At 42.9% G+C, this 13,315-nt stretch carries 11 protein-coding genes and 1 pseudogene; 4 read left to right on the plus strand and 8 right to left on the minus strand.

The window, feature by feature from the left end; all coding sequences use genetic code 11:
• Nucleotides 1-45: 45 nt before the first annotated feature.
• Nucleotides 46-1,653 carry a GAF domain-containing sensor histidine kinase gene (locus SYN7509_RS0208630; protein WP_009630333.1) on the minus strand — a complete coding sequence of 536 codons (1,608 nt, stop codon included), beginning with the start codon at nucleotides 1,651-1,653 and terminating at the stop codon, nucleotides 46-48.
• Between the two features lie 341 nt (nucleotides 1,654-1,994).
• Here SYN7509_RS0208630 and SYN7509_RS0208635 point away from each other — a divergent pair, with 341 nt between their 5' ends.
• Nucleotides 1,995-3,302 (plus strand): RNA-guided endonuclease InsQ/TnpB family protein, encoded by a 1,308-nt coding sequence (locus SYN7509_RS0208635; protein WP_009630131.1) that lies wholly within the window; start codon nucleotides 1,995-1,997, stop codon nucleotides 3,300-3,302.
• A gap of 84 nt (nucleotides 3,303-3,386) precedes the next feature.
• Here the strand turns inward: SYN7509_RS0208635 and SYN7509_RS0208640 are convergent, their stop codons facing one another.
• Nucleotides 3,387-4,118 carry a GUN4 domain-containing protein gene (locus tag SYN7509_RS0208640; RefSeq protein ID WP_009630132.1) on the minus strand — a complete coding sequence of 244 codons (732 nt, stop codon included), beginning with the start codon at nucleotides 4,116-4,118 and terminating at the stop codon, nucleotides 3,387-3,389.
• A 258-nt stretch (nucleotides 4,119-4,376) separates the two neighbouring features.
• On the opposite strand from SYN7509_RS0208640, the gene SYN7509_RS0208645 reads away from it, so the two are divergent.
• A complete protein-coding gene (locus tag SYN7509_RS0208645) occupies nucleotides 4,377-5,801 on the plus strand; it encodes an NADP-dependent isocitrate dehydrogenase (RefSeq protein WP_009630133.1) in 1,425 nt (474 codons plus the stop codon).
• 16 nt (nucleotides 5,802-5,817) lie between these two features.
• On the opposite strand, the gene SYN7509_RS0208650 is transcribed toward SYN7509_RS0208645, so the two are convergent.
• The 4 genes from SYN7509_RS0208650 to SYN7509_RS0208670 form a co-directional block, all read right to left on the minus strand.
• Nucleotides 5,818-6,981: an LptF/LptG family permease gene (locus tag SYN7509_RS0208650; RefSeq protein ID WP_028954198.1), complete on the minus strand. Its 1,164-nt coding sequence runs from the start codon at nucleotides 6,979-6,981 to the stop codon at nucleotides 5,818-5,820.
• Between the two features lie 12 nt (nucleotides 6,982-6,993).
• Nucleotides 6,994-7,722 (minus strand): LPS export ABC transporter ATP-binding protein, encoded by a 729-nt coding sequence (gene lptB / locus SYN7509_RS0208655; RefSeq protein ID WP_009630135.1) that lies wholly within the window; start codon nucleotides 7,720-7,722, stop codon nucleotides 6,994-6,996.
• Nucleotides 7,722-8,216: an LptA/OstA family protein gene (locus SYN7509_RS0208660; RefSeq protein WP_009630136.1), complete on the minus strand. Its 495-nt coding sequence runs from the start codon at nucleotides 8,214-8,216 to the stop codon at nucleotides 7,722-7,724. Before SYN7509_RS0208660 ends, lptB begins: the two co-directional genes overlap by 1 nt.
• 137 nt (nucleotides 8,217-8,353) lie before the next feature.
• Nucleotides 8,354-8,734 (minus strand): DUF309 domain-containing protein, encoded by a 381-nt coding sequence (locus SYN7509_RS0208670; protein ID WP_009630137.1) that lies wholly within the window; start codon nucleotides 8,732-8,734, stop codon nucleotides 8,354-8,356.
• A 111-nt stretch (nucleotides 8,735-8,845) separates the two neighbouring features.
• Here SYN7509_RS0208670 and SYN7509_RS0208675 point away from each other — a divergent pair, with 111 nt between their 5' ends.
• Nucleotides 8,846-9,226, plus strand: a complete 381-nt coding sequence (locus tag SYN7509_RS0208675; RefSeq protein ID WP_009630138.1) for a DUF4346 domain-containing protein — start codon at nucleotides 8,846-8,848, stop codon at nucleotides 9,224-9,226.
• A gap of 1 nt (nucleotide 9,227) precedes the next feature.
• Here the strand turns inward: SYN7509_RS0208675 and psb32 are convergent, their stop codons facing one another.
• On the minus strand, nucleotides 9,228-9,929 hold the full coding sequence (gene psb32 / locus SYN7509_RS0208680; RefSeq protein WP_009630139.1) for a photosystem II repair protein Psb32: 702 nt from the start codon (nucleotides 9,927-9,929) through the stop codon (nucleotides 9,228-9,230).
• Nucleotides 9,930-10,049: 120 nt separating this feature from the next.
• Nucleotides 10,050-10,971: pseudogene (locus SYN7509_RS25470) on the minus strand (IS982 family transposase).
• A gap of 214 nt (nucleotides 10,972-11,185) precedes the next feature.
• Here SYN7509_RS25470 and SYN7509_RS0208690 point away from each other — a divergent pair.
• Nucleotides 11,186-13,231, plus strand: coding sequence for a restriction endonuclease subunit M (locus SYN7509_RS0208690; protein WP_009630870.1), 2,046 nt, complete (start codon nucleotides 11,186-11,188; stop codon nucleotides 13,229-13,231).
• Nucleotides 13,232-13,315 lie beyond the last annotated feature (84 nt).

Consider the following 13,315-nt stretch of genomic DNA (forward strand, 5'->3'; position numbering starts at 1 on the left):
GCAGTATTGAAGCTTATTATCCACAAAATTACCAAACTTTGACAGCTAGGAATTATTTTGTGGTAGCTCTAAGTTAGGCAAACTTAATAAATAACGATATCCAGCGTCTGGGGTCAATTCGACCGCTATTTCTCCACCATGCAATTGTGCCAAATGACAACTTAGTGAAAGGCGCAGATCGCTAAGGAAGTGCAATTTTTTTGTAATATGGCTATCAATTTGCTCTATTACTTCCGCATTTAAACTTTCCAAATTCTCTAAAGAGCAACTAACATCGGTTGGTAAAGCAAAATCTTCATATTTGGTTGGCTGATGGACGATCGCCGACTTATCACCAATTGCACTTAATTGAGGATTGTTGAGTGCTGGCAAGCGCTCAAACATTGGTTCAACATCTGTCAAACCATCTCCTAGCCAGGGATGATAGACTGATACAGCAATTTTTTTGTTTTCCATCGAACTAAACACATGGATGCGAATAATGGTGCTAGTGCTAGTCGATTGAATAATGCTAAAGAGCAAATGGTACAGCATTTGTCTCACTTTTTCTTTGTCTATCACCCAAGCACGAGTGCGATCGCGTTCTACAGATAAACGAATTTGTTGTTCTTTACGTTTTGCACTGTCTTCCAAGTTATGGGTGACTTGCTGACAGAGCATTTCAATATCTACTGTAGAAAGATCCAGGTCTTCAATTTTGGTAGTTATAGTTCCTAGTTCCGAAATTTCATTGACTAGCGATAGTAAGTATCGACCGCTTTTTTGCACAATTTCTAGATATTCTTTTTGTTTTGTCATCAAAGGTCCATAAATTTCGCGACTCAATACCGTCGCCATTCCCAAAATTGAGGTTAGAGGGGTGCGCAGTTCTTGAATTAGCTGCTCTAGTAGTTCGAGCTTGACATTTAATGTTTGGGTAATAAATTCTGCGGAAAAAACTATTTTTGCTCGATTAGATTGAGAATTAAGCGATCCCTCGGCGTTCGCTTCTACTTTCTCAGTAATTGATTTTGTTAATAAATCTGCTTTGATAGCTATGGGTTGAGATAATGTTGCCTGATAAGAATTCAACGATTCTGGGTTTAATTTGCGATCGAGCAACCACAGACGTTCAAACTCGCTCATACTCCAACGGGCAATAATTTCTAAACTTTGGATGTCTTTGGCGGTAAAGGTACGCGGTAACTGCTCCATAATGGCGATCGCCCCTAAACAGTTTCCTTGGGTATCAATTAACGGCACTCCCAAATAAGCACGAATGCCATATTGCTGCACCAACATCTTTTGGGTGAACTCTGGCGATAGCAGAGTGTCGTTGATTACCAAAACTTGATGACGTTCTACTACATAGTTGCAAAATGATTCTTCTTTTGGCAACTGCCGCTCTTGAGCAATTTTATTCATCAATCCTAGCCGCGATAAACCTACGGCGGATTTGAACCAATGGCGGTGACGATCAACAATTCCCAATATACAAATTGGGGCATCCAATAATTCCGCCGCCGTTTGAGTTGCTTCCTCAAAAACTGGAATAGTTGTTGTTTGCAGCAACCCTAACTCTGTCAATGCTCTGAGTCTTTTGTTTTCTTGCTCCACTAGCGTACTTTCCGAATTGACTAATCGACCAACTAGCCTATTTCCTGGTTCTACCATCACTTATTCCTACCTTGACACGCGCCAAACAATGTGTATTCAATCTAGACTCATCTTTTCAGCCAATCTATTGCTCTTAAGATTCCCTAAATTAAGTCAAGATGAACATCCTGCGGATAAATTTTGTAAAAAATGTTGCTTTTAATGAGGATTTTTACCGGCAAATTAAGTGATTGAAGGCTGAAAAACGCTATCTGCCTCGATCTTAGAAATTGAAAGAATTTAGTAAAGTTATTTGTAAAAATTTTTACCGGAAAAACGGGTTTAAAGCCCCGTTGCTTCAGCACGGCTTGATATTTTATTGGAGTTATATTCTCCAGTAAATATGTTAAAATAGAGCTATGCTCACACTCACTTATCGCTATCGCATCTATCCCCAAGCCGCCCAACAACAGGAGTTGATTGAGTGGATGGACATTTGCCGCAACGCCTACAACTACGGGCTGCGGCAAATCAAGGATTGGTGCAATAGTCGGAAGTGTCTGATTGATAGATGTTCCATCCGTCAAGAGTACGTCATGGCGGCGGATTTGCCTTTTCCTAACGAGGCAGTCCAACATAGTGCGTTGCCAGGAGCTAAAAAAGAGTTCTCGCGTCTGGCGTTTGTACCCAGTCAAGTGTTGCAACAGACAATTAAGCAGTTGCATAGAAGTTGGGAGGGGTTTCAAAAACTGAGTCATGGCTTCCCGCGCTTTAAAAAGTTTGGGCAATTCAAGTCCTTGCTGTTTCCCCAGTTCAAACAGTCTCCGGTAGTAGGCAACAATTTGTTGCTGCCAAAGCTTGGACTTGTCAAAGTCAACCTGCACCGACCTATCTCTGATGGGTTTGTGGTCAAGCAAGTTCGCATCCTTAAAAAAGCCGATAGATGGTACGCCTCTATCTCTTTGCAGTGCGATGTTAGCGTTCCCGATCCCATGCCACACGGTCACGCGATCGGTGTAGATATCGGACTTGAGAAGTTTCTGGCAACCAGCGATGGAGTTTTGGTAAAACCGCCCAAGTTTTTTAAAAGTCTGCAAAGCAAGCTGAAATTGCTGCAACGTAGACTCAGCAGAAAACAGAAGCGCTCTAAAAACTACGAGAAAGCCAGAATCAAAGTTGCTCTTGTTCACCACCAAATTGATAACACTCGCAAAGACTTTCACTTTAAGCAAGCCCACGCTCTTTGCGGGGCTGGCGATATGGTCTTCATGGAAGACCTGGACTATACCGTCATGGCTAAAGGGATGTTTGGTAAACGTATGTTGGACGGGGGTTTTGGAGCATTCCGAACTATCGTCAAATATGTGTGTTGGAAGACTGGCAAGTTCTTTGGAGTGGTCAACAGCCGGGGGACTTCTCAAGAGTGTCCTGAGTGTGGGGCGACAGTTAAAAAAGACTTGAGCGTTAGAGTGCATAATTGTCCTGAATGTGGTTTCACAACCGATAGGGACGTGGCTAGTGGACTCGTAATCAGAAATCGAGGAATTGAATTAATTGCGGAAAATCTGTGGGGCGGGTTTCCCGCCACAGAGTTTTTCAAGAGAAGTACCGATGGACAGTCGGGAATCGAAAGTGTCTGTGCAGCCGTACTACCGGGGGCAGAGGAAACGAAGCCTAGGCAAGTGGCGAAACCCCGCAAGGGAAAAACCAGAAAATCTAAATTGTGAAGTTTAGAAGCCCCGTACCTTCAGGTCGGGGAGATGTCACCTAAATTTAGGCGCAAAAAGCTAAATAACTTTTCTGGGATAAGTCTAATTTTTAGCTGGACTATTCCAAGCGCTGTGAGATAGCAAAGACGAAATTGCTCTCACACCGCGCAGTTGATTGGATAAAGGTAAGTGACCAATGGGTGCGGTAAGGTTCCAAGTAAATTCATTAGGGTAGCGAGTCCAGTTGTTGCCATCTTTCCAACCAATTTGCACCCAGAGCTTTTCCCAGTTTTTACCACTAGAGAGCCAAAGTTGGCGCTGCACGGAAAAACCAAACTTACCTTCCGAAAAAATTAACCATAAAGTATTAATAGTATGCAAATCGGCAATCGGAAAATTATCAACTTCTGTAAAATACAGCCATTTTCTTTGGATAGCGCTGGCTCCAGCTAACTGACAAAGCAAACGCAATGTTAAAGTGTCGGCAGCTTGAAAGTCTTGACTAATCAGCAATTTTTGCAATGGAGTATAGTCAATATCGCTCTCGGATTTGAGCGCAACAAGTCCGTGAGGGAAATTAGTTTGGAGATATTTTTTTGCTTCTGGGGAGTTACTACGAGCTATAACTTGGTAAGCACTACCATCAACCCAGGTCGGATAATTAGTTTGGCGTTGTTGCAAAAACTCCATTAAAGCTTGTTCGCCGTCATTGCCAAAATCAGCTAGTTGAACAATTGCTTGCTGCTGTAGTTTTTCTGACCCAGTGGTTAGCTGCAAGCAAAGAGCAGACAATCGGTCGCTCTGCTGGTGGGAAGCGGTGGGAGAAATAGTCATACCCTTTAGGTGAGCGCGGTGATAAGCAATCTCTAATTTAACAGTTGCCGAACGTGCGATCGCACGTCTCTATCGATAAAGGTTATTCTCAGCCAGTAATTTTTGCCTAATTTAAAAAATAATTGTGTATCTCACCCTCCTAAAGCGTCAAAAAACACAATTAATTGATTAAAGTGCTGTATCGTTTTCATTGACCTACTCTCTACCTGGTAGGGAGTAGGTCAAAAGCTAATTTAATTATCAGGAGAAAGGCTAAGAATGTACGAAAAGATCGCTCCTCCAACTACAGGTTCAACAGTTACGTTTAATAATGGCGAACCAATAGTTCCAGATAATCCAATTATTCCTTTTATTCGCGGTGATGGTACGGGAGTTGATATTTGGCCAGCTAGTCAAAAGGTAATTGATGCGGCGGTAGCTATTGCCTACAAGGGTGCGCGAGAAATTAGCTGGTTTAGAGTCTACGCCGGAGATGAAGCTTGCGAACAATACGGCACTTACCAATATTTACCAGAAGATACGCTCAAAGCAATCAAAGAGTACGGAATTGCGATCAAAGGCCCTTTAACTACCCCCGTAGGCGGTGGGATTCGGTCGCTAAACGTAGCCCTAAGGCAAATTAACGATTTATACGCTTGCGTCCGTCCTTGCCGATATTATCCCGGTACGCCGTCGCCGCACAAATATCCTGAGAAAATGGATGTAATTATTTATCGGGAAAATACCGAAGATATTTATTTAGGCATTGAATGGAAACAAGGCAGCGAAATCGGCACGCGCTTAATTAAAATTCTTAACGAAGAACTTATCCCCGCTACTCCCGAACATGGCAAAAAGCAAATTCCCCTAGATTCAGGGATTGGGATTAAACCAATTAGCAAAACGGGATCTCAACGTTTAGTTAGGCGGGCGCTAAAACACGCTTTAAGGTTGCCCAAATCAAAGCAGATGGTAACTTTGGTACATAAGGGCAATATTATGAAATACACCGAAGGAGCTTTTCGTGATTGGGGTTACGAACTTGCAACTACAGAGTTTCGCAGCGATTGCGTCACCGAGCGCGAATCGTGGATTTTAGGTAACAAGGAAAGCAACGCAGAGCTTAGTTTAGAGGCTAATGCAAGACTAATTGAGCCAGGTTATAGCTCTTTGACCCCAGAAAAGCAAAACCAAATTTGCCAGGAAGTAGAGGCGGTTTTAAGCCAAATTTGGGCAACTCACGGCAATGGGCAATGGAAAGACAAAGTTATGGTCAACGATCGCATTGCTGATAGTATTTTCCAACAATTGCAGACTAGACCGGATGAGTATTCGATTTTGGCAACAATGAATCTCAACGGCGATTACTTATCCGATGCCGCCGCCGCCGTTGTCGGCGGGTTAGGTATGGGCCCTGGGGCAAATATTGGCGATGATTGCGCTATTTTTGAAGCAACCCACGGTACAGCCCCCAAACACGCCGGATTAGACCGCGTCAACCCAGGCTCTGTGATTCTTTCAGGCGTAATGATGCTGGAATATATGGGATGGCAAGAGGCGGCGGACTTGATTATTCAAGGGATTGGCGACGCTATAGCTAGTGGTCATGTTACCTACGATTTGGCGCGGTTGATGGAGCCACCAGTGCAGCCATTAAAGTGTTCGGAATTTGCCGACGCAATTATCAACGCTTTTAGTAAGTAAAGCCCTGTCTGTACCTTTACCTAGCAGCGCGGACTAACAATAGTCCCCCAGCCATCAAACCAAAAGCTGTAGGCAACCAAGCGGACACAATTGGGGAAACTACACCACTTACACCGAGGGCGCTGCTAATAAAGCTCAGTAAGTAGTAACTAAAAATTACTATTATACTGATGCCAAAACTTGTAGCTTTCGCTTTTCCGGCTCTTTGGGGGTTTGTGCCTAAAGCCGCCCCCACTAAGCCAAAAACAATACAAACAAAAGGTAAAGAAATTTTTTCTTGAATGCGAACTTTGAGTTTGCGAATTTTTTTTTCATCTCCACTCAAATTTAAAAGTTTTAACCGCTCTCTAGCTTGAGCAATATTCATTTCTCCAAAATCTCGCCCTTTTGAGGCTAAATCTAAAGCTGTACGCGGTAATTGCAACTGCTGATGTTCAAAGCGGACAATGTTGCGGTAAGAACTATCGGGAGCAACTAAATAAATAGTGCCATTGAAAAAGTCCCAAATATTTTGTAACCGATTCCAAGCCGCCGAATCAGACACCAAAATTTGATTTATTCCTTCCTCGGAGCGATCGACAATTACCAATCCCTGCATTTGTTGCCCGTCAAACTTATCGGCGTAAAATAAGCGAGACAAAATCTTAGTTTTCTCACCATCGGCTTGTTTAACTTCTTTGTATTCTGGGTAAAAAATATTTTGCTCTTGCAAGATGGGTTTATTTTGCTTCAAGGCGCTTTGCAAAGTTTGGGTTGCTTGGTAGTTAGCTATAGGAACTAATTGTTCGTTAAAAAAGAAAGTGATACCTGTAACTACAAAACTCAAAACCACCGCCGGGAGAACTAATCTATATATACTTACGCCACTACTACGCAAGGCAATTAGTTCGCTATCGCTCGAAAGGCGGCTATAAGTCATCAAAGCCGAAAGCAGCGTAGACATGGGGAAAGCTAGAACAATAAAAGCTGGTAAATTGAGCAAAAATACTTGAGAAGCGATGGCAATGGGCAACCCTGTCTCAACTATTTTTCTCACCAAGTCAAATAAAATCCCGACCGCTACTCCCACCGAAGAAAAAGCCCCCACCCCAAACAAAAACGGCGCTAATAGTTCGCTGGCAATGTAGCGATCCATAACCGCAGGTCTGGGAATCATAGAGGTGAACTTGTAACTGTTCATAGTTTGAAATTTTTAGGCTTGAAAGTTACTACCCAAGTAGTATTGACGGACAAGGGGGTTGCTATAAAGTTCTTCGGCATTACCGGAAGCTAAAATTTGTCCTTCCCGCATGATATATGCTCGGTCGGTAATTGCTAGAGTTTCGCGGACATTGTGATCGGTGATTAAAATGCCGATTTGGCGATCGCGTAATTTTTCGATCATTGCCTGAATCTCAGCCACAGCGATCGGATCTACCCCCGCAAAAGGCTCATCTAACAATAAAAACTTTGGACCTTCTTTTCCGGCGGCTAAGGCTCTAGCTAGTTCCGTGCGTCGCCTTTCTCCCCCCGAAACCTGGATTCCTTTGGTTTTGGCGACGCTTTCTAACCGAAATTCCCGCAACAAAGTATGCAAGCGTCCATCCCATTCTCGGCGCGGTACGTTTGTTTGCTCTAATACTAATAAAATATTTTCAGCGACGCTCAATTGCCTAAAAATGCTGGCTTCTTGGGCTAAATAACCAATTCCTAGCCGCGCTCGTTTGTGAATGGGTAAAGCCGTAATATCGCGATCGTCAAGCCATACTTTGCCTTGATTTGGTCTTTCTAAGCCTGTAGCAATATAAAAAGTTGTAGTTTTACCTGCGCCATTGGGGCCTAGTAAACCGACAACTTCTCCTTGAGCCACAGAAAGATTGACGCGATTGACAATTTGGCGTTTACCGTAGGACTTATGAATATTCTCTAGGAGAATTTTCATTATTTTTTCGCAGTGCTTTTGCGGTTAAAAGCTGGAGTTGCAGGGGCGGTTTGGGGTGTAGTAGCAGGATTTGGATCGTTAATAATATAAATTGATTCTACCTGCCCGTTAGTTTTGGGAGTGGCAATAAATCTACCTTCATCAATCAAATACGTAATATTTTCTCCTTGAATACTGTTTCCTTCTTGCAATACATAGACATTGCCACTTAAAACAATTCGGCGTTCGCGGCTAAAATATTGAGCTTGAGCCGCCGTTGCTTGGATTTTGCGGGCAGGATAAAACATTTCTACATTACCGCGAGCGGTAACTACTCCAGTTTTGGAATTGGCTTCTTGAATTTGCGCCTTTACCGTTAAAGCACGTCCATCGGTTGTCGGTTGACTTTTGAGTGGCGAAGGCATAGTAAAAGCGATCGCACTGACAATAGTTGGTAATACCAAAATCCGGTTGATGTAACGCCGCCAAGAGGGATTTGAGGATAAAGGCTTCATAAAAATAAGTTTAGAATAATCGCCACAATCGCGCGTAGTTGTTTGTAGTCAAAGCACCAAGAGCGCGATCGCTCGTTGTATGCCAATTCTAACTTAACTCCTAGACCCATTACCCGACGGGCAAGTTCCAGAAATATCTATGGTTCAGCATCCGCAATCAAATTAATTTTAGGCAATAAAAGCAAAGACTTGACGTTTTGTTGTAGTTGCGTCAATAAAGCTGTACTAGCATCTAACAATTCATCAACATCAATACCTGCATAACTTTCGGGGTAACGCGATAGTTTATTAGTCCCTTCGCCCAGCAAAATACAAGCACCACGCACGTTGGAATTTCCTAGATGATAAAGGGCTACAGCAATTTGTAAAATTCCTTGATAAAAGGTTTTTTGTGGCTCTGTAGCTTCCATCCATAAAGCTTCTAAGGTATCGTGACAAGCATAAAACTGTTCTTGATTAAACTGCTCTACACCGTGCCAAAATTCTGTAGGCACAATAGATTGCTCGTTTGAATTCATACAAAGTTGGTAATGGGTAATTGGGAAAAACTACTAGCTAACAATTTCCATGTATAGTTTGCAGCAAAGCACTAGACTGGAAATGGATACAGAGATTATTGTGGATTGATTATGGTGCGGATGGATGATGTAGAGGCAATAGATAAAAAGCTTTCTGGACGGTTTATTGCTCTCGATCCTGGTGGTTATTTTATTATTTATTTGGATGAGTTGGCGGGGCTAATTTGTGCCAAGCATTTTACAAACATAATTAGCGATCGCGGATTAGCCATCGATCCAGAGACGGGGAAGCCGATTCCAGTTCGGGGCAAGGTAGAAAGAACGCCAACTAAGGTATTTAGTGGCAGAACCGCAAAAGAGCTTTGTATTGAAATTTTTGAAAAAAATCAGCCCAGTTTAGTTACTCTTTTAGACCATGCGGCTTATTTAGGTCGAGAGTTTGTCCGGGCTGAAATAGCTCTAATTAACGGGATAGAGTACATTCAAGATTAAGTTACTTGACGTATAAGTAATAAGTTGCCATCGGAATAACAGTAGCAGCAATTAAAAAGCCAATTACCCACACGGTGGCATTACTGCTACCTGTTTCTTCCGCAGTTTTAAAGGTGCGTTCGGTGCTAACATTGGCGACAATTTGGGGCGGGCCGGGGTCGGTTTCGCCGGATAAAACGGCAATTAGACGACTACTTGCGTCTAAAAATGCTTGATTATATTTCTCATCTTGCTTTAAAGGTGCAAGGATGGTTTCATTAACTACACTGGTAGCGATGTCGTCGGTTAGTAAAGATTTTGTTCCAGTTTCAATCGCTGTCCCACTACTGAGAGTATCTATTACCAGTAAAGTTTGATTGGCTTGGGCTTCGGGAGTGGGAAACCATTTCTTAAACAGTCCTTTAGCAAAGCTTTCTGGAGTTTCACCGTAATCAAGGCGGCGAATGGTTACTATGCGGACTTCGTTTCCGGTTTGTTTGGCTAGTTTTTCTAAGTTGCTGCTAATTGTGCCTTCATTGATTCGACTTAGCACTTCTGACTGGTCGATTACCCAAGGACTAGCGCCGGGGGTGACTTTGGGAATTTGATAAATACCTGTAGCGCTGGCTGGAAATGCGATCGCGCTTAGGGCGATAATTACTAGCCCTAGAGCTAAAATAAACCGTTGCAGATACTTTTTGTCATTAATTAATTGCCGTTGCATAGAGGTATCCTTAAAAGTTACTTTTTCTCCAAAATACTGTAAAAATCTCTCCTTAAGCCACTTTGCGAGAATTTTACTTCATCCTTTCTATAAATTTCATTATGATAACGTCAGTTCGGGTTAAGCAGAATAAAGCAAATTATGAATGGTAGCAATACCTGGCTTTTTGGGCTGATGGCAATAAGCAATCAATCCACAAAGAATGAAAACACAAAGCAGTTGACTGGCGAACGATGCCGAGAATGTTCTATCTGGGAAATATTCTTCAATTGATCAATAATAGTTTCGATTACCGCACGTTTACGTAAAGCTCTCCGGGGGAATCTTCCCCCGGAAGACTTTACGTAATAGAAGTCGCTCAAATAGAGGCATTAAACGCTGCTTCATGTTGCGCTTGAGCTTAGTTATAAGTTGGATACCAGCACTTTCCCGCAATTTTTTGGCAAGTTGTAGAGAAATGTAGCCTTTATCAGCAAACACCTTACCGAAAAGTTGTTGTAGTAATTTTGGAACAGGTTTACGGTCGTCAATGTTGCCTGGAGTCACCTGAAAGTTAAGTAATTCACCTTTATCATTGACCACCAGATGTAGTTTAAAACCGAAAAACCAATCTACCGAGGTCTTGCCACGAGCAGCAAGATTCTGAAACACTTTATGCTGATGGATGCGCTTATTGTGACAGACTCTCAAGCTAGTGGAGTCCATGAAGCTGATACCACTGCAAGAACCAAAACGAGAACGCAGATAGGCGCACAAAGGGATTAAAGTGCTAGGTATCCATTCTACAAAACGGTTGTAACTCACAAGGAATGGAAAATAAGCCTGCCAATGTTTTTGTACCTTTTCGCTCGTAGTAGGTTTTACTCTTCCGGTAACAAGACTGGTGAAAGCTAATCATAATCGTCATAATTTCGCTCAAGCATAGGGTGCGCCTACGTTTGCGCCGTTGTAATTTGTGACCAAGCAATTGTTGCTCCCACCGTGGTTCAAAGATTTGGCAAAAATCATCGACGGAGCAGAATAGTTCCTCTAAACTGAGCATAAGGCAGCCAGGTGGATTGATTAGTTGGTACTTTCAGACTACCTGTTTTGCCCCTTTTTTGGCTCTTTCCTTATCCCGAACTGACGTTATGATAAATAGCTATGCGTCAAACCCAAAGCAATCTAATACAAAAATTAAGGTGATAATAGGCAAGATCGAACCAATTCAGGGCTAAACTATAACCGGATCAAGCTTAAATTAACGAACATTAATAATGTCGGTAGAAAATCTCAAGACTTATCTCGAACAGGCGATTGAGGACGGTCATGCTAGGCTTGCAGGGGAAGGCAAAAAGGAATGTATTTACTACATTGCGACCGATCACTCTGAGCGATGGTCTGATCCGGAAGAGAAAGTTCGGGCTGAGTTTTGGGCTGAATTGATCTACAAATACGAATACGATCCCAGCCGGATTCGGTTTGAGGTGAGAGTACCACGCCGGACTCCCAATGACTTCGCTGACTTGGTGATTTACAAAGATGAGGAGTGCAAAGAGCCTTATTTTGTTTTTGAGGCAAAGCGTTCAGATATTAGCGATGCTGAGTTTGCTCAATCTATCGAGCAAGCCTGCGGTAATCGAGCAAGTCTTGGTTCTCCGTTTTGTGGTGCGATCGCAGGTTTAACCCGTCGCCTTCTGCGCTTTGACAAATTTCCACCTGGTGAGCGAGAGCGCAACCACCTAACAGATATTCCAAAACGCTATGGGAATCCTCCCCAATGGCGGTTTTACAAAAACAAACCTGGACAGGATCTCTCTGCTGTTTCCCGTGATAAACTACGTTCTGCCATCCGCAAATGCCATCAGACTCTTTGGGAAGGTGGTCGCCGTAGTCCAATTGCTGCTTTTGGCGAGTTTTGTAAGATTGTCTTTGTTAAACATCGAGATGAGAAAAACGAAGATCGTCAAGATGGTGAACCTTATGCCTTTCAGCGTCGAGATGGTGAGAGCAGTGATGAGCTTGCTAAACGTATTTTTAAGCTTTATGCAACCGAACAGGAACAAGAACCAGGCGTTTTTACCGACCCAATTAATGTAGAGCCACCAGTCCTTGCACAGGTTGTCGAGCATTTAGAAGGAATTTCGCTCGATCGGACAGAACTTGATACAAAAGGTGTCGCTTTTGAGGAGTTCATGGGCGGTTTCTTCAAAGGTGATTTTGGTCAATACTTTACGCCTCGTGAACTTATCGCTTTTTCTATCGAAGTGCTGAACCCAGAGCGTAAGCAGCTAGTGCTTGATCCTGCTTGTGGATCGGGGGGCTTTTTGCTTTATGCGCTTGACCACATTCGCCGGGAAGCAAATCGCCGTTATCCTAATTATAAAACTGATTCGCCTCAAGGTATCAGTCATTACAAGCACTGGCATGACTTTGCAGAACATAATCTATTTGGAATTGAAATCAATGAAGAACTAGCCCGTGTCGCCAAGATGAATATGATTATTCATGATGATGGTCATACCAATATTGTGGGACATGATGCGCTGGATTTTTTGACTAAGTTAACTGCAATTAAGCCTGAGCTTGTTCCAGGTAAATTTGACTTAATCTTGACAAATCCGCCTTTCGGTTCGGTAGTCAAGGGAACTGAAAAAGGTGATGGGTATCTCGATCAGTTTGATTTACGTAGGTATTTGAACAAATCTACAACTGGTACAGAACCAGACGAATCCGAGCAAGGCGAGAGAGATGCAAAGCGGGGAGCAAAAGCGGTAAAAGCCCGTACTAGCATCAAAACGGAAATTTTGTTTATAGAACGGGTTTGGTCTTATCTTAAGCCGGGTGAAGGGCGTGCAGCCATCGTATTACCTGACGGGATTCTTACTAATTCTTCACTGCAAGGGGTACGTAATTGGATGCTGTCACATTTCCAAATTCTGGCAGTAGTTAGCTTACCTCAGTTTGCTTTTGCTTATTACGATGCTGGGGTGAAAGCGAGTATTATTTTTCTCCGTCGATTGCAGGATGGGGAAACAGTACCCAATGATGCGCCGATTTTTATGGCGCTGGCTGAAAATATTGGCTATGACGCAACAGGACGGAAAACTTTTAATGTAACGGTCGAGAGTGAAATTCTAGAGAAAGAGAAAGTAGAGCGACAAAGCTGCGATCTGTTCGATTACCGCGTTTATTTTGAGTGGAGTACGGTTAATCCTAAAGAACCAGGATGGAGTGAACGTCACCGCGAAATTATTCCTGATACTGGATTAGTTGCTCAGTGGCGAGAGTTTCAAAGAGATCCAACACCTTTTTTCGTCTAAGCCCCGATAGTGCAATTAGTTCTTGTTTTGCACTAAATCGGGGCAATCTAAAAGACAGATTGGATGCAAAATATTTTGCCTTGC

This window comes from Synechocystis sp. PCC 7509 (assembly GCF_000332075.2).
Classification (GTDB): domain Bacteria; phylum Cyanobacteriota; class Cyanobacteriia; order Cyanobacteriales; family Chroococcidiopsidaceae; genus Aliterella.